The organism is Streptomyces sp. NPDC057616 (genome assembly GCF_042800575.1).
Taxonomy (GTDB): Bacteria; Actinomycetota; Actinomycetes; order Streptomycetales; family Streptomycetaceae; genus Streptomyces.
In genome coordinates this window covers 260,079-276,095 of the sequence record NZ_JBHVGU010000005.1, presented here as the reverse complement: position 1 = coordinate 276,095, position 16,017 = coordinate 260,079, and the positions used below count along the sequence as shown (strand labels likewise).

Genomic DNA, 16,017 nt, shown 5'->3' with positions numbered 1-16,017 from the left:
GTGCCTGCGAAGAACGACGGCCCCGACGAGGGCGCCAACCCCACCAAGTCCGAGCAGACCCGCGCGCTGATCCTGGAGACCGCGATGCGGCTGTTCCAGGAGCGCGGCTACGACAAGACGACGATGCGGGCCATCGCCACGGAGGCCGGCGTCTCCGTGGGCAACGCGTACTACTACTTCGCGGGCAAGGAACACCTGATCCAGGGCTTCTACGACCGGATCGCCGCCGAGCACCGGGTGGCGGTCCGGGAGGTCCTGGACCGGGAGACAGACCTGGAGGCCCGGCTCGCGGGCGTGCTGCGGGTGTGGCTGGACATCGCGACGCCGTACCACGAGTTCGCGGTCCAGTTCTTCAAGAACGCCGCCGACCCGGACAGCCCGCTCAGCCCGTTCTCCGAGGAGTCGGAGCACGCGCGCGAGGAGGCCATCTCCATCCACCGGGAGGTGCTCGCGGGGGCCACGAAGACCAAGGTCCCGGAGGAACTGCGGGACGTCCTGCCCGAGTTGATGTGGCTCTCCCAGATGGGCCTGGTCCTGTACTGGATCTTCGACCGCACGGAAGGCCGGGAGCGCAGCTACCGGCTCGCCGAGCGGGGGGCCCGGCTGACCGCCCGGGGCGTCTCCCTGGCCCGCTTCCGGGTGCTGCGGCCGCTGGTGCGGGAGGTGCACGAGCTGTTCACGGACTTCCTGCCGGGGATGACGAAGGTGCTCCCCACCCCCGGCAGGTCCTAGGGCGTGTTCCGCCCGGGACGCGGTCAGTTCACCGCGTCCACCTCGCCCTCCGCCAGCTCCACGTCGAACACCAGCGGGCCCTCGGCCACCACCAGGTGCGCGGCCCGCGACCCGTACGCCGCGGCCGTGGTCGCCAGGAGGTAGGTCCCCGGCGCGGGCACCGACACGATGTACGAGCCGTCCGCCAGGGACGTCACCCGGTCCAGCTGACGGCCGCCCTTCGACAGCAGCGTCACCGAGGCGCCGTCGACCGGCTCACCGTCGGCGGTGCGGACGAAGCCGTGGACCGCCGAGGCGGGGCCCTGCGGGGACGGCGCCTCCAGCGCCTCCTCCTTCGGCTCGACCGCCAGGTGCGGCAGCCGCTTCTCCAGCCAACCCGGCAGCCACCAGTTGGAGTTGCCGAGCAGATGCATCGCGGCCGGCACCAGCGCCGTACGCAGGATGAAGGCGTCCAGCGCGACCGCCGCCGCGAGGCCGACGCCCGCCATCGCCGCCCCCGAGTCGCCGCTGAGGACGAACGCCAGGAACACGCAGACCATGATCAGGGCGGCGCTGTTGATGACCCGGCTGGTCTCGGCGAGGCCCACGCGCACCGCGCGCGCGTTGTCCCGCGTGTGCACCCACTCCTCGTGCATCCGGCTGACCAGGAACACCTGGTAGTCCATCGAGAGCCCGAAGAGCAGCGACAGCATGATCACCGGCAGGAAGGCGTTGATCGGTCCCTCCTTGCCGAGGCCGAGCAGGTCCAGGCCCCAGCCCCACTGGAAGATCGCGACGAGCACCCCGAAGGAGGCCGCCGCGGCGATCAGGTTCATCAGGGCGGCCGTCAGCGGCACCACGAGCGAGCGGAAGGCGACCAGCAGGAGCAGGAAACCGAGGCCGATGATCGTGGCGATGAACAGGGGCAGACGGTCGCCCGTCACCGACGCGAAGTCCTTGGACACCGCGGTCACCCCACCCACGTGCGCCTCGGCGCCCGCCTTCGGGATCACCTCGTTGCGCAGGGTGTCGATCAGGTCGTCCGTCTGCTTCGACTGCGGTGACGTCGTCGGTACGACCTGGATCACCGTCACGCCCTTGGCGGGCGGCAGCGGGGCGACCCGGGCCACCCCCGGGGTCGCGTCGATGCCCTTGACCAGGGTGGCCGTGTCCCCGCTGACGCTGACCACCTGGAGCGGTCCGTTGAAGCCGGGCCCGAAGCCCTCGGCGAGCAGGTCGTACGCCTTCCTGGTGGTCGTCGACGCGTCGTCGTTGCCCTGGTCGGTCGCACCGAGGCGCAGGGACAGCACCGGGACGGCGAGCACGGCCATGACGACCAGGGCGAGCGCGGCGATCCTGCGCGGGCGCTTCTGGACGTTCTGCGACCAGCGGGCGGCGAGCCCGCTCGCCGTCTCCGTCTCGGGCCCGTTCGCGGCCAGCCGGCGCCGCTGGCGGCGGCTGAGCACGCGCGGGCCGAGGAGGCCGAGCAGGGCCGGGAGCAGGGTCGTGGCCGCCAGGACGCTCAGCACCACGGTCAGCGAGGTGCCGACGACGACGCCTTCCAGGAAGCGCAGCCGCGTCACGAGCATGCCGGCGAGCGCGATGCAGACCGTGCCGCCCGCGAACAGCACCGCCCGGCCGGAGGTGTTGAGGGCCGTGACCGCCGACTCCTCGGGGTCCATGCCCCGCTGGATGCCGCGCCGGTGCCGGGTGACGATGAACAGGGCGTAGTCGATGCCGACGCCGAGGCCGATCAGGGAGGCGAGCAGCGGGGCGATGTCGGGGACGTCGGTGGTGTGGCTGAGCAGCTGGGTGGAGAACAGGCCCATGCCCACGCCGAAGACGGCTATCGCGATCGGCAGCAGCATCGCGAACAGCGAGCCGAAGGCCAGGAACAGCACGACGGCCGCGGCGACGATGCCGACCATCTCCGACAGGCCCTGTGGCGGCTCCTGGATGCGCTGGATGGCCTGGCCGCCCAACTCGACCCGGAGTCCGCCGCGTTCGGCGTTCTGCGCGGTGTCGACCACGTTCTGGACGAGATCCTTGGGCACCTCGTTCGCGCGCTTGGTGAAGGTCAGCTGGGCGTAGGCGATCCTGCCGTCGCCGCTGATCTGCGCGGCCCCCTGGGCGCCCGCGTAGGGACTGGTGACCGCGCCGACGCCGGACATCTTCGCGATCTTGTCGAGGGCCGGCTGGATGCGGGTCCGGACCGCCTGGTCCTTCACCGAGCCGCCGTCGACCTTCCACACCACCGTGTCGGTGTCGCCCGAGGTGCTCGGGAAGGCCTTCTGCATCAGGTCGTACGCGCTCTTGGAGTCCGTGTCGGGGAGGGAGAAGACGTTCGCGTAGTTCGTGCCCGCCGTCGAGGCCGAGAAGCCCACGCCGAACAACGCCCCCACCCAGAGGAACAGGACCACCAGCCGGTGCCGATAGCACCACCGTGCCAATGCCGCCACGATCAAACGCTCCTTGTCGGTCGTCGGTCGGTCCCCCAGGTCCTGGGCAACAGGATTGGGGGCGGCGCCCGCGCACGGGCGGACCGGGCCATGACTCTCAAGGAACTCCAAAGACCGATCCGGCCCCGCCGCCGGCGGTCCGCCCGATACTGGGGACATGACGACGGCTCCAGGCACCGTGCTGGTGGTGGAGGACGAGCCGAGCATCGCGGACGTCCTCGCCATCGCCCTGCGCTACCACCGGTTCGAGGTGATGGTCGCCGGCAGCGTCCGCGAGGCCCTCGCGCTCGCCGGGCGCACCCGGCCGGACGCGGCGCTGCTCGACGTCATGCTGCCGGACGGCGACGGCCGGGCGCTGGGTCGCGAACTGCGCGACCGGCAGCCCGATCTGGCGCTCGTCTTCCTCACCGCGCGCGACTCGCCCGCCGAGATCGTCGGCGCCCTCGGCTTCGGCGACGACTACATCACCAAGCCGTTCAACATCGACGAGGTGGTCGCCCGGATCACGGCGGTGCTGCGCCGCACCCGCCCGGCGGACGTGCTCCCGCAGCGGCCCCCGCTGCGCTACGGCGACCTGGAGCTGGACGAGACGACGTACAGCGTCCACCGGGCCGGCCGCAGCGTCGAGCTCACCCCGACCGAGTACGCGCTGCTGCGCTTCCTGGTGCGCAACGGCGGGCGGATCGTGCCCAAGGACCAACTCCTGCGCCACGTCTGGCAGTACGAGCACACCCCGCCCGAGTCCACCGTCGTCGAGACGTACATCAGCTATCTGCGGCGCAAGCTGGAGGCGCTCGGGCCGCCGGTGATCACCACCCGGCGCGGTGTGGGATACGGGCTGGCATGAGGATCCGCTGGCTGAACTGCGAGCGCGGCATGCACTCGCTGCGCGCCAAGCTGACGCTGACGAATGTCGCGCTGCTCGCCCTCGGCATCGTGGCGACGACCGCGATCAGCCTCATGGGCATGCGGTACTACCTGCTCGACCAGGTCGACTCCCAGCTGACCAAGATGCGCGACTCCCTGGGCGGTTCGCAGCTCACGGTCCGCCAGATCGACTCGCTGGGCGCCCTGGCCTTCGTCCACGACCGGCTGGTCCCGGACGACACCGACAAGGAGCGCTCCTCCCCGGACTCGATCTACACGGCCGTCAACGGCCGGGGCACCGCCGTCGGCATCCTCGGCGTCGAACCCACCGAGGCGCAGATCGGCCTGGCCCGCGCGGTCGGCGACGCCTCGGCCCTCGCCAGGGACGCCGATCCGCACGACGTGAAGGTGCACGGCACCTCCTACCGGGTCACCGCCGTCCGGCTGGCCGACGGCACGTACGTCCTGATGGCCACCTCCACCGAGGCCCTGCACAACGGCATGGGCAAGGCGCTCAAGCTGGACTTCGCCGTCGGCGGTCTGCTCCTCGTCCTGCTGGCCTGTCTGACGCTGTTCAGCGTGCGGCGGCGGATGCGGCCGCTGGAGGACATGGTGGAGACGTCCTCGGCGATCGCGGAGGGCGACCTGACCCTGCGCGTGCCCTCCAGCACCCATCCCACGCAGGAGGTCGAGCAGCTGCGGCTCGCCCTCAACTCCATGCTCCACCAGGTCGAGTCGGCGTACCGCACGCGCGAGCGCAGCGCGGCCCAGCTGCGCCGCTTCGTCGCCGACGCCTCGCACGAGCTGCGCACCCCGCTGTCCGCGATACGCGGCTACCTCCAGCTGTACGACAAGGGCATGCTCAGCGATCCGGACGAGCGCAAGCGCGCCTGGGAGCGGGTGCTGGCGGAGACGGACCGCATGGGGCGGCTGGTGGACGAGCTGCTGACCCTGGCCCGCCTCGACCAGCAGCCCGAACTGCGCTTCCGCAACGTCGACCTGAGCCGTCTGGTGCGGGACGCGGCCGAGGACCTGCGGGTGCAGCAGCCGGAGCGGCCCATCACGGTGGGCGCCGACGGCGCGCTGCTGGTGCACGCGGACGAGTCGGGCCTCAGGCAGGTGCTCGGCAACCTGGTGGGCAACGTCCGCACCCACACGCCCGCGGACGTGCCGGTGCGGCTGGACGTGGGGCGGGAGGACGGGGTCGTCCGGCTGTGTGTCGCGGACGAGGGGCCGGGGCTGTGCGACGACGACGCGGCGCGCGTCTTCGACCGCTTCTTCCGGGTCGGCACGGGCGCGGGCAGCGGGCTGGGCCTGGCCATCGTGCAGGGGGTCGTGCAGGCGCACGGCGGGGACGTGGCGGTGCGCACGGCACCGGGCGAGGGGCTGGCGGTGACGGTCACGCTCCCGGCGCGGGCGGCCGCCCGGCCGTGACCGTCGGGCCGACGGGCCCGACGGGCCCGACGGGTCGAGGCCGACGGTCGAGGGGCCTGGACCGGGGGCCGGCGGCCGAGCTCCGGCGGCGAGTTGGCCGTCACGGCCGGCGGGCCGGGGGCCCGCAGGACCGGCCGGCCCCCGGCCCCCTGGCCCTGACTGTGCGGGCCAACGCGCCCACCGGCCTTGGTGGTTCACCCCTCACGGGCCGGGGCGGGGGCCGGGCCGCTCACCCCGTCCTGCGGGCCGCTCGCCCCGGTGCCGCTGTCGTCGCCGTCGGCGGGCAGCGGGGCTCCCGGACTCAACATCCCGGTGCGGCAGGGGCGTTGGCCGCACCAAGGTCAGTCGTTCAGGCGTTGGCCGTCACGAGCGCCCACACCGTCTTGCCGTGGTGGCCGCGGCTCCACACCCCCCAGGCCGCCGCGACGCTCTCCACCAGATGCAGGCCGCGGCCGGCCTCCTCCCAGTCGCCGACGACGCGTAATCGCGGCTCGAGCCGGCCCTCGTCCGACACCTCGATGAGACAGGACCCGTCCGCCAGCGCGGTCACCGCCACCTCGAACTCCCGCTCCAGCAGCGGCCCGTGGCGTACGACGTTGGTCGCCAGCTCGGACACCAGCAGCACCGCGTCGGCCAGCGCCGGATCGTCCGGCGGATGGCCCCAGTCGGCCAGATGGTCCCGGACCCGGTGCCGGGCGAGACCGACGGAAGCCGGATGCCGGGGCAGCCGGAAGGAGTTGCGTCTCAGCACGTCTGCTCCTCACCGTGCGCACACCTCCGCCACATCGTCCTGCGTCGGGCGGGCGCGCGACGTCACTCCGGCGTATGCCGACGCCGTGAGTTCACGTCAGATCCAGGTGAGGCTCCACAGCCGGAACACGCCGGTGCCGTCGTCGAGATACTGCCCGCCGCCGACGTCCTCGCTGCTGAGGACGTACTCCTTGCCCTGCCACAGCGGGATGACCGGGACGTCGCGGGCGACGTCCTGCTGCAGACTGCTGAAGTCGGTCGCGGCGTCCGAGCGGTCGGCGTACGACTGGCTGGTGCGGATCAGCTGGTCGACCGCCTTGCTGCTGTACCCGGTGTTCATGGTGCTGTCGGTGCCGACGAGCGGGGCGCCGAAGGTGTCCGGGTCCGGGTAGTCGGCGACCCAGCCGACGGCGTACGCGTCCAGCTTGCCTGCGGCCCAGCGCTCCTGGAAGTCGGTCCATTCGTAGCCCTTGAGGGTCACCTTGAACAGGCCGCTCGCCTCCAGCTGCTGCTTGAGGGCGGTGGCCTCCGCCTCGGAGGCGCCGCGGTTCTTGGCGTAGGCGTAGGTGAAGCGGACCGGTGTCGTCACGCCGGCCTCGGCGAGCAGGGTCTTCGCCTTCTGCGCGTCCTGCCGGGGGTAGGCGTCGAAGAAGGACGTGGTGTGGCCGGTGATGCCCGTCGGGATCAGCGAGTACAGCGGGTCGACGGTCCCCTCGTACACCGTGGCGGCCAGCCGCTCGCGGTTGATCAGCCAGGCCATGGCCCGCCGCACCCGCACGTCGTGCAGGGGCGAGTCCGGCCGGGTGTTGAGGTAGAGGTTGCGGGTCTCGGCGCTGTCGGACTCCGACAGGCGCTGGTGCGGGTCGCTCGCCGAGAGCCCGGACAGCACCTTGGGCGGCAGCTGGCGGGTGGCGACGTCGACCTGCTTGCCGTTCCAGGCCTTGTCGAGGGCCTGCGGGTCGACGTAGTAGAGCAGGTCGACGGGCCGGCCCGTGCTCTTGAGGGCGCCCTTGTAGTGCTTGTTGGGCGTGAGGACGGCCTTCTTGCCCTTGTCGTACGACGCCAGGGTGTACGGCCCGGTGCCGTCCACGGCGGTGCCGGTGCGCAGGCCGTCCTCCGGGTACTTCTCGCTGTCCACGATCGAGCCGGCGCCGGTGGCCACCTTGAACGGGAACGTGGCGTCCGGCGAGGACAGGTGGAAGGTGACGGTCAGGCCGTCCGCACTCACCGAGTGAAGCGTGCCGAACAGCGAGGACGGGCCGACGTCGGACTTGATCCTCCGGACCCGGTCGAAGGAGTACTTGACGTCCTGCGCGGTCATCGCGCGGCCGCTCGGGAACGTGAGCCCGGTGCGCAGCCGGCAGCGGTACGTGGTCGGTTCACTGCCGACGAAACCGCAGCTCTGGGCCGCGTCGGGCACCGGCGTGGCGCTGCCCGGCTCGTAGGTCAGCAGTGACTGGAAGACGTTGCTGTACAGCGCCCAGGAGCCCGCGTCGTAGGCGCCGGCCGGATCGAGTGCCGTGATCTCGTCCGTCGTGCCGACCCTGATGGTCTTCCCGGTGTCCTCCTGTGACGGCAGCAGCTGCCAGCCACCCACTCCCACGCCCGCAAGTACCAGAAGCGACGCGAGAATGCGCATGCGAACCGAACGCATCGGTTTGCCCTCCCCTGCCCCGAAGGGCACCCACCCCTATGCGCCACCCCCTAGTGGCGCGGCTCACCTAATCACACGTGTTTCAACTGAGGGAAGAGCAGTTTGGTGAGTTGAGACCGAAGTTTCCGCAAGGGGTTTCCGCGACGTTTCACAGCACGGTCACAGGGTCCGCCCCGGGCGGTCGCGCAAGCGGTCACCGCGGGCCGCCCGGGAGGGTCAGGCCCGCGTCGAGGCCAGTTCGATCACGGTGATGTCGGACGGCGCCCCCACGCGCGTGGGCGGCCCCCAGGCGCCGGCGCCCCGGCTGACGTACAACTGCGTGTCGCCGTAGCGCTCCAGGCCCGCGACGGTCGGATTGGCGGCCGCCGCGATGAAGTTGCCGGGCCAGAGCTGGCCGCCGTGGGTGTGGCCGGAGAGCTGGAGGTCGACGCCGTGCCGGACCGCGTCGTGGATCTGGACCGGCTGGTGGGCGAGGAGCACGCACGCGCGTGACGTGTCCCGGTCGCCGAGCGCCTTGCCGAAGTCGGGGCCCTGGCCGGTGCTCTCGCCGGCGATGTCGTTGACGCCGGCCAGGTCGAAGAAGGGCAGTTCGGTCCGGGCGTTCTCCAGCGGGTGCAGGCCGAGCCGCCGCACCTCCTCGACCCACTGCTCGGCGCCGGAGAAGTACTCGTGGTTGCCGGTGACGAAGTAGGAGGTCGCCTCCAGCTGCGTCAGCGGGGCCGCCGCCGGGGCCAGGTTCGGCACACTGCCGTCCACCAGGTCGCCGACGACCGCGACGATGTCCGGCCGGGTGGCGTTGATCGTGTCGACGACCTTCTGCGTGAAGCTCCGGCCGAGGATCGGGCCCAGGTGGATGTCGCTGACCACGGCGATGCGGTAACCGTGCGCCGCGCGCGGGAGCTTGGCCAGCGGCACGGTGACGCGCTTCACACGCGGGCCGCGCAGCACGCCGTACGTGCCGTACCCGACGGTGCCCACCGCGGCGGCCGCGGCGGCGCCCGCGACGACACGGGAGACGAACAGGCGGCGCGAGGGCTGCCCGGAGGACCCCGGCACGGGCCCGGCTCCGGACTCGCCCGCAGGCTCTGGTTCGAGTTCGGGTTCGGGTTCGGGCCCCGGCGGGGGTACGGATCCGGCCGAAACCCGCTGCGCCTGCGGTACGTCCACCGAGGCGCGCGCCCGCCGGTCGAGCACGCGGCGCAGCAGCGGCCGTACGACCTCGCCCGCCACGACGGCCAGCAGGAGGTAGACCGACAGCGCGAGCCACAGGAACCCCGGCCAGGCGAGGACCTGCTGGAGCCGGAACGGGGCACCCGCGCGCTCGGCCACGATCGCCCCGACGGCCAGCACCCAGCCGCCCGCGATCAGTGCCGCGCCCGCCCGGCGCACCGGGCCCGGCCGTGCGGTCGTGTCGCGGAACAGGCGGCGCCACAGGTACCAGTTGGCCGCGACGAGCACGCCGAGCGCGAGCAGGCCGACCAGGACGAAGACGATGACCACCGTGCCGTTGACCCCCGTTGCCGGTTCTGCCGTTGTGTCCGGATGCGCCGCTTATGAGGTCTGACGCAAAGCGCGCAGGCCACGCAACCCGATGACCCCGACGACCGTCCCCAATACGAAGGAGACGACAGCGAGCGTCAGGTGCACCCAGAAGTAGGCCGTCGGGTGGCCGTCGTCGAACGCGAGGCCGCTCCCGTCCTTGACCAGGTTCTTGACGAAAGTGACCCAGATGACCCAGCTCCACACCCCGAAGGCGAGCAGGAACCAGGAGACGGGGCGACTGAGCTTCATACGTTCAGTATCACCGCCGCCTGTCCCGTTCGGCGTCCGGGGTGGGGTGGGAGGCGGGACTTCCCGCCGTACGGCATGTACGTTTCCGTCCGTGTCCGCTCCCCAGAAGACCGTCAGGCGATCCCTGCTGGTCACCGCCGCCGCCCTGTCCTCGCTCCCGCTGGTCGCGCCCGCCGCCCTCGCGGCCCCGTCCCCCTCCACGAGTCCGTCGGCCACTCCCCCGGCACACATGTCGAGCGTGGGCGGCGCCCGGCTCGGCGAGCCGGGCACCCAGGTGAGCCTCGGCAGCGGCGCCCCGGTGCTCCCCAAGGACATCACCGCCCGCTCGTGGATCGTCGCGGACGCCGAGTCGGGCGAGGTGCTCGCCTCGCACAACGCGCACTGGCGGCTGCCTCCGGCGAGCACGATGAAGATGCTGTTCGCGGACACGGTGCTGCCGAAGTTCCCGAAGACCGACAAGCACAAGGTGGTCCCCTCCGACCTGGCCGGCATGGGCGTCGGCTCCAGCATGGTCGGGATAAAGGAGGGCGAGACCTACACGGTCCACGACCTGTGGCTCGGCGTCTTCCTTCGCTCCGGCAACGACGCCGTGCACGTGCTGTCGGCGATGAACGACGGCGTCGACACCACCGTCAAGGAGATGAACGAGCACGCCCAGGAGCTCCAGGCCCTCGACACGAACGTCGTCACGCCCGACGGCTACGACGCCCCGCGCCAGGTCTCCTCGGCGTACGACCTGACCCTGTTCGCCCGCTCCGGGCTGCAGAAGAAGGACTTCCGCGAGTACTGCTCGACGGTGCGCGCCAAGTTCCCGGGCGAGACGAAGAAGGGCAAGAAGGGCGGCAAGACGGTACGCCCGTCCTTCGAGATCCAGAACACCAACCGGCTGCTGAGCGGCGACTACGACACCCCCGTCTACCAGGGCATCGCGGGCGTGAAGAACGGCAACACGACGAACGCGGGCGCGACCTTCACCGGCGTCGCCGAGCGCAACGGCCGGGTCCTGCTGGTCACCGTCATGCATCCGGAGAAGAACGACCACAACGAGGTCTACAAGGAGGCCTCCAAGCTCTTCGACTGGGGCTTCAAGGCGTCCGGCAAGGCGACGCCGGTGGGCGCGCTGGTCGCCCCGCGGAGCGCGCAGGCCAGCGCCCAGCCGGGGGCCAACCCCTCGGGTCAGGCGGGCGGCGCCGGTGACGCCTCGGGCGCCCCGGTGGCGAGCTCCACGGCGAACGGCTCCGCCGGCGGCATGGGGGTCGCCCTCGCCATAGCGGCAGGTGTGCTGGTGCTGCTCGGCGCGGGCGCGTTCCTGGTCAACCGCCGGTGGCCGCTGCCGGATCTGGTACGCCGCCGGTCTCGGCCGTGACGTCCTCGTCCTCCTTGCTCTGCGTCGCCGTCCAGGCGGCGCAGAACAGGACCAGCTTCGAGGTGAAGTTGATCCACAGCAGCAGGGCCACCGGCACCCCGAAGGCGCCGTACATGCTCTTCGCCGCCACGCCCTGCATATAGCCGCTGAGCAGCGTCTTGAGCAGTTCGAAGCCGATCGCGCCGGTCAGCGCGGCGACCGCCAGCCGGCGGCGCGGCGGCTCCACGCCGGGCAGCAGGGTGAGCACGTACAGAAGCAGCAGGAAGTCGGCGAACACCGAGACGGCGAAGGCGATGACGTAGAGCAGCACGCCGCCCCAGCCGTTCTTGTCGAGGCCGATCTGCTCGGTGATCCAGCCCACCATCGCGGAGGCGATGATGGAGGTGGCGAGCGTGATCAGGACGGCGCCGCCGAGGCCGACGAGGATGCCCAGGTCCTTGGCCTTGCGCACGAACGGGTTCTCGTCCTCGTCGGGCAGCTCCCACACCGCCCGCAGGCTGTCGCGCATGGAACCGGCCCAGCCGATGCCGGTGAACAGCAGGACGGCGCCCGCGATCAGGCCGATGGTGCCGGCGTTGTTGACCAGGCCCTGGATGTCGAGCTGGTCGGAGATGCCGGGCACCTGCTCGGCGATCTTGTCCTGGAGGTCCTTCTGCTGCTCCTCGCTGAGCGTGGCGGCGGCGACCGCGGCCCCCACGGTCAGCAGCGGGAACAGCGCGACGAAACTGGTGAAGGTCATCGCGGCGGCCAGCCGGGTCCACTTCACGCGGTCCAGGCGCTCGAACGAACGCCACGCGTGCGTGAGCATCAGCCGCGCCACCAGCGGGCCGACGACGGGGAGTTTCTTCAGCCAGTCCATGATCCGACTCTCCCCTCGGTACGGACACCCGATGTGCGCGTACCCCGAAAGGACTGCGGCGTTACGGCGCCGTACGCGCTCATGGCCGCCGATGTCGCGGCAATATTGCACGACATCCCATTAATCACCCATTTCGCGGATGAGCATCATGTTTCAAAACCGATCGCCCGTAAAGGGACGATACGGTCGCCGTCATGTCCGCCGACACCGTTCCCGTCACCCTCACGGGCTGGGGCCGCACCGCTCCCTCCGCGGCCCGTGTGATCCGTCCGAGGACGTACGAGGAGGCCGTGGCCGCGGTCCGGTGCTGCGGGGTCCGCGGGGGCATCGCGAGGGGCCTGGGGCGGGCGTACGGGGACGCCGCGCAGAACGCCGGCGGAGTCGTGCTCGACATGACGGGCCTGGACCGCATCCACGCGATCGACGCCGACGGCGGCACCGTGCTGTGCGACGCGGGCGTCTCGCTGCACCGCCTGATGGAGGTGCTGCTGCCGCTGGGCTGGTTCGTGCCGGTGGTGCCCGGCACCGGCCATGTGACGGTGGGCGGCGCGATCGGCGCCGACGTGCACGGCCGGAACCACCACGTGGCCGGATCCTTCGCCCGCCACGTCCTCGCGCTCGAACTCCTCACCGCCGACGGCGAGATCCGCGCGGTCGGCCGGGGCACGCCCCTGTTCGACGCGACCACCGGCGGCATGGGCCTGACCGGGGTGATCCTCACGGCCACCGTCCGGCTGCTGCCGGTGGAGACCTCCCTGATGTCGGTCGACACGGTGCGCACCACCGGCCTCGACGACCTGCTGGCGCGCCTGGCGGCCACCGATCACCTCTACGGCTACTCGGCCGCCTGGATCGACCTTCGGGCCCGCGGCCCGGTGACGGGGCGCGCGGTCCTCACCCGCGGCGACCACGCCCCGCTCGACGCGCTGCCGGCACGCGCGCGGAGAGCTCCGTTGGAATTCCGGACCCGGCGCCTGTCCGCCGCTCCGTTCGCGGAGGGCCTGCTCGGCGGCCCGGCCCCGGCCCTGTGCAACGAGCTGCGGTACCGGACGGCGCCACGCGTGCGTACCGGCGAACTGCGTGGCATCTCCGCCTTCCTCCGTCCCCTGGACGGCGCGCCCCACTGGAGCCGCGCCCCCGGCCGCGGCGGCCTCGTGCGGTACCAGTGCGTCGTCGGGGACGGCCAGGAGGACACGCTGCACCGGATCGTGCGCCGCATCGGCGAGCGGCGCTCCCCGGCCTCCGGGGCGGTCCTCAAGCGCTTCGGCGAGGCCGGGGAGGGCTGGCTGTCGTTCCCCGTGCCGGGCTGGTCTCTCGCCCTCGCCCTGCCGGCCCGCCTGCCCGGCCTCGGCGCCTTCCTCGACGGACTCGACGAGGAGGTCGCCGCGGCCGGCGGGCGCGTCTGCCTCGCCAAGGACGCCCGGCTGCGCCCCGACCTGCTCGCCGCGATGTATCCGCGCCTCGACGACTTCCGGGCCCTGCGGGCCGCACTCGACCCGCGCGCGGTGTTCACCTCGGACCTGTCCCGCCGTCTCGCCCTCTAGGCACCTAGGAGCTGCTGTCGTGAAGGACGCCTTCGGCCTCCCCCAGTCCCTGCTCGTCCTCGGCGGTACGTCCGAGATCGCGCTCGCCACCGCGCGCCGCCTCATCGCCCGCCGCACCCGCACGGTGTGGCTGGCGGGACGCCCCTCGCCCGCCCTGGAACAGGCCGCCGAGCAGCTGCGCGGGCACGGCGCCGACGTGCACACCGTCGCCTTCGACGCGCTCGACCCCGGCTCCCACGAGACGGTCCTCGGCAAGGTCTTCGCCGAGGGCGACGTCGACATGGTGCTGCTCGCCTTCGGGATCCTCGGCGACCAGGCACGCGACGAGCGCGAGCCGGCCGCCGCGGTGCGCGTGGCGCAGACCAACTACACCGGGGCGGTGTCGGCGGCCCTGGTGAGCGCGAGCGCGCTGCAGGGACAGGGCCACGGCTCCCTGGTGGTGCTCTCCTCCGTCGCCGGCGAGCGGGCGCTGCGCAGCAACTTCATCTACGGCTCCAGCAAGGCCGGCCTGGACACCTTCGCGCAGGGCCTGGGCGACGCGCTGTACGGCACGGGCGCGCACGTCATGGTCGTACGCCCCGGGTTCGTCCGGTCGAAGATGACCGCGGGTCTGCCCGAGGCGCCGTTCGCGACGACCCCGGAGGCGGTCGCCACGGCCGTCGAACTGGGGCTGCGGCGGCGCTCGGAGACGGTGTGGGTGCCGGGCAGGCTGCGCGTGGTGATGTCGGTGCTGCGGCACGTGCCGCGGGCGCTGCTGCGGCGGCTGCCGGTCTGAGTGGCGACGGCCGCCGTCAGTGGCTGGGGATGGTGCCGCGCACGTGACCGCCCTGGGGCGGCACCATCGGGCTCCCGAAGGGGAACTCGCGCAGCTTGCGCCAGACGCCGTCGGGGCCCTGCTCGTACAGCGCGAAGCCGGTGCACGACCACTCGGCGCGGTAGTCGGCGAGCTCCTCGAAGGCGCGGTCCATCGACTCCTCGTCGATGCCGTGCGCGATCGTGACGTGCGGGTGGTACGGGAACTGGAGCTCCCGCGGCACCGGGCCGGAGGCGTCGCGGACCTGCTTCTGCAGCCAGGTACAGGCCTCGGCGCCCTCGTCGACCCGTACGAAGACGACGGGTGACAGGGGGCGGAAGGTGCCGGTCCCGGACAGCCGCATCGGGAACGGCCGCCCGCCAGCGGCGACCTCGGTCAGATGCGCCTCCACGGCCCGCAGGGCGTCGCCGTCGATCTCCGTCGGCGGCAGCAGGGTGACGTGGGTGGGAATGCCGTGAGCCGCGGCGTCGCCGAAGCCCGTGCGCAGCTGTTGGAGCAGGCTGCCGTAAGGCTCCGGGACCGCGATCGAAACGCCGATCGTTACGGTCCCCACGTCGTCTCCTGTCGTCGTGACGGATTTGTTCTCGGCCGTCGGCTATCGACTGTACGGCTACGGAAGTGTCGTGGGCACGCGCAACCGTAGTGATGTGCAGCGCTCTGCCGGGCGGTGCCCCTGGGCGGTGGCGCGCGTCAGTGCTTGGCGGGCAGGAAGCCGACCTTGTCGTACGCCTGGGCGAGGGTCTCCGCGGCGACCGCGCGCGCCTTCTCCGCGCCCTTGGCCAGGATCGCGTCCAGCGTCTCGGGGTCGTCCAGATACTGCTGGGTGCGCTCCCGGAAGGGCGTCACGAACTCGACCATGACCTCGGCGAGGTCCGTCTTGAGCGCGCCGTACATCTTGCCCTCGTAGTCCCGCTCCAGCTCGGCCACGGACTTCCCGGTCAGGGTCGAGTAGATGGTGAGCAGGTTGCTGACGCCGGGCTTGTTCTCGACGTCGTAGCGGATGACGGTGTCGGTGTCGGTGACCGCGCTCTTGACCTTCTTCGCGGTGGCCTTGGGGTCGTCGAGGAGGTTGATCAGGCCCTTCGGCGTGGACGCCGACTTGCTCATCTTGATCGACGGGTCCTGCAGGTCGTAGATCTTCGCCGTCTCCTTGAGGATGTACGGCTTCGGGATCGTGAAGGTCTCGCCGAAGCGGCCGTTGAAGCGCGTGGCGAGGTCGCGGGTCAGCTCGACGTGCTGGCGCTGGTCCTCGCCGACCGGGACCTCGTGGGCCTGGTAGAGCAGGATGTCGGCGACCTGGAGGATCGGGTAGGTGAACAGGCCGACGCTCGCGCGGTCGGCGCCCTGCCGGGCGGACTTGTCCTTGAACTGGGTCATGCGGCTCGCCTCGCCGAAGCCGGTGAGGCAGTTCATGACCCAGGCCAGCTGGGCGTGCTCGGGGACGTGGCTCTGGACGAAGAGCGTGCAGCGCTCGGGGTCGAGACCGGCCGCGAGGAGCTGGGCGGCGGCCAGCCTGGTGTTCGCGCGCAGCTCCGCCGGGTCCTGGGGAATCGTGATCGCGTGCAGGTCGACGACCATGTAGAACGCGTCGTGGGACTCCTGCAGGGCGACCCACTGGCGGACGGCGCCGAGGTAGTTGCCGAGGTGGAACGAGCCTGCGGTGGGCTGGATTCCGGAGAGCACGCGGGGACGATCAGAGGCCATGCTCATCATTCTCTCAGGTCTTGGGCCCCGATCCGGAACTGGTCGGAAACAGACGGGAACCGAT

General features: G+C 71.8%; 14 protein-coding genes. 6 read left to right on the top strand and 8 right to left on the bottom strand.

All coding sequences use genetic code 11. The annotated features are described in order from the left end of the window. Positions 1 to 732, top strand: coding sequence for a TetR family transcriptional regulator (locus tag ACFU97_RS08355; protein ID WP_384252559.1), 732 nt, complete (start codon positions 1 to 3; stop codon positions 730 to 732). A 23-nt stretch (positions 733 to 755) separates the two neighbouring features. On the opposite strand, the gene ACFU97_RS08350 is transcribed toward ACFU97_RS08355, so the two are convergent. Next, positions 756 to 3,161, bottom strand: coding sequence for an MMPL family transporter (locus ACFU97_RS08350; protein ID WP_384252724.1), 2,406 nt, complete (start codon positions 3,159 to 3,161; stop codon positions 756 to 758). 166 nt (positions 3,162 to 3,327) lie between these two features. On the opposite strand from ACFU97_RS08350, the gene ACFU97_RS08345 reads away from it, so the two are divergent. Both ACFU97_RS08345 and ACFU97_RS08340 read left to right on the top strand, forming a co-directional pair. Then, positions 3,328 to 4,017, top strand: a complete 690-nt coding sequence (locus ACFU97_RS08345; protein WP_384252556.1) for a response regulator transcription factor — start codon at positions 3,328 to 3,330, stop codon at positions 4,015 to 4,017. Beyond that, the gene (locus ACFU97_RS08340) at positions 4,014 to 5,471 is read left to right on the top strand and encodes an ATP-binding protein (protein ID WP_384252553.1); all 1,458 of its coding nucleotides are present in this window, start codon (positions 4,014 to 4,016) and stop codon (positions 5,469 to 5,471) included. Before ACFU97_RS08345 ends, ACFU97_RS08340 begins: the two co-directional genes overlap by 4 nt. 349 nt (positions 5,472 to 5,820) lie before the next feature. Here the strand turns inward: ACFU97_RS08340 and ACFU97_RS08335 are convergent, their stop codons facing one another. The 4 genes from ACFU97_RS08335 to ACFU97_RS08320 all read right to left on the bottom strand — a co-directional run bounded on the left by ACFU97_RS08335 (position 5,821) and on the right by ACFU97_RS08320 (position 9,666). Next, positions 5,821 to 6,222, bottom strand: coding sequence for an ATP-binding protein (locus ACFU97_RS08335; protein WP_384252550.1), 402 nt, complete (start codon positions 6,220 to 6,222; stop codon positions 5,821 to 5,823). A gap of 96 nt (positions 6,223 to 6,318) precedes the next feature. Continuing rightward, positions 6,319 to 7,860 carry an ABC transporter substrate-binding protein gene (locus ACFU97_RS08330; RefSeq protein ID WP_384252547.1) on the bottom strand — a complete coding sequence of 514 codons (1,542 nt, stop codon included), beginning with the start codon at positions 7,858 to 7,860 and terminating at the stop codon, positions 6,319 to 6,321. A gap of 231 nt (positions 7,861 to 8,091) precedes the next feature. Continuing rightward, positions 8,092 to 9,375 carry a metallophosphoesterase gene (locus ACFU97_RS08325; protein WP_384252544.1) on the bottom strand — a complete coding sequence of 428 codons (1,284 nt, stop codon included), beginning with the start codon at positions 9,373 to 9,375 and terminating at the stop codon, positions 8,092 to 8,094. A gap of 51 nt (positions 9,376 to 9,426) precedes the next feature. Then, the gene (locus tag ACFU97_RS08320) at positions 9,427 to 9,666 is read right to left on the bottom strand and encodes an SCO4848 family membrane protein (protein ID WP_384252541.1); all 240 of its coding nucleotides are present in this window, start codon (positions 9,664 to 9,666) and stop codon (positions 9,427 to 9,429) included. A gap of 91 nt (positions 9,667 to 9,757) precedes the next feature. On the opposite strand from ACFU97_RS08320, the gene ACFU97_RS08315 reads away from it, so the two are divergent. Further along, complete coding sequence (locus ACFU97_RS08315) at positions 9,758 to 11,032, top strand: D-alanyl-D-alanine carboxypeptidase family protein (protein ID WP_384252538.1); 1,275 nt, start codon at positions 9,758 to 9,760, stop codon at positions 11,030 to 11,032. Here the strand turns inward: ACFU97_RS08315 and ACFU97_RS08310 are convergent. After that, on the bottom strand, positions 10,980 to 11,891 hold the full coding sequence (locus ACFU97_RS08310; protein ID WP_384252535.1) for a YihY/virulence factor BrkB family protein: 912 nt from the start codon (positions 11,889 to 11,891) through the stop codon (positions 10,980 to 10,982). The genes ACFU97_RS08315 and ACFU97_RS08310 overlap by 53 nt on opposite strands. Before the next feature lie 194 nt (positions 11,892 to 12,085). Here ACFU97_RS08310 and ACFU97_RS08305 point away from each other — a divergent pair, with 194 nt between their 5' ends. Then, a complete protein-coding gene (locus ACFU97_RS08305) occupies positions 12,086 to 13,435 on the top strand; it encodes an FAD-binding protein (RefSeq protein ID WP_384252532.1) in 1,350 nt (449 codons plus the stop codon). Positions 13,436 to 13,454: 19 nt separating this feature from the next. After that, positions 13,455 to 14,210, top strand: a complete 756-nt coding sequence (locus ACFU97_RS08300) for a decaprenylphospho-beta-D-erythro-pentofuranosid-2-ulose 2-reductase (protein WP_384252529.1) — start codon at positions 13,455 to 13,457, stop codon at positions 14,208 to 14,210. A gap of 16 nt (positions 14,211 to 14,226) precedes the next feature. Here ACFU97_RS08300 and ACFU97_RS08295 read toward each other — a convergent pair whose 3' ends face one another. Together ACFU97_RS08295 and trpS are read right to left on the bottom strand one after the other, a co-directional pair. After that, a complete protein-coding gene (locus tag ACFU97_RS08295) occupies positions 14,227 to 14,802 on the bottom strand; it encodes a 2'-5' RNA ligase family protein (RefSeq protein ID WP_384252526.1) in 576 nt (191 codons plus the stop codon). A 137-nt stretch (positions 14,803 to 14,939) separates the two neighbouring features. Next, the gene (gene trpS / locus ACFU97_RS08290; protein ID WP_384252523.1) at positions 14,940 to 15,953 is read right to left on the bottom strand and encodes a tryptophan--tRNA ligase; all 1,014 of its coding nucleotides are present in this window, start codon (positions 15,951 to 15,953) and stop codon (positions 14,940 to 14,942) included. Between the last annotated feature and the right edge of the window lie 64 nt (positions 15,954 to 16,017).

Excerpts from the sequence above, each read along its gene's own strand:
- ACFU97_RS08345 (WP_384252556.1), top strand. The coding sequence starts at position 3,328 with ATGACGACGGCTCCAGGCACCGTGCTGGTGGTGGAGGACGAGCCGAGC.
- ACFU97_RS08340 (WP_384252553.1), top strand. The coding sequence starts at position 4,014 with ATGAGGATCCGCTGGCTGAACTGCGAGCGCGGCATGCACTCGCTGCGC.
- ACFU97_RS08330 (WP_384252547.1), bottom strand. The coding sequence starts at position 7,860 with ATGCGCATTCTCGCGTCGCTTCTGGTACTTGCGGGCGTGGGAGTGGGT.
- ACFU97_RS08320 (WP_384252541.1), bottom strand. The coding sequence starts at position 9,666 with ATGAAGCTCAGTCGCCCCGTCTCCTGGTTCCTGCTCGCCTTCGGGGTG.
- ACFU97_RS08310 (WP_384252535.1), bottom strand. The coding sequence starts at position 11,891 with ATGGACTGGCTGAAGAAACTCCCCGTCGTCGGCCCGCTGGTGGCGCGG.
- ACFU97_RS08305 (WP_384252532.1), top strand. The coding sequence starts at position 12,086 with ATGTCCGCCGACACCGTTCCCGTCACCCTCACGGGCTGGGGCCGCACC.
- trpS (WP_384252523.1), bottom strand. The coding sequence starts at position 15,953 with ATGGCCTCTGATCGTCCCCGCGTGCTCTCCGGAATCCAGCCCACCGCA.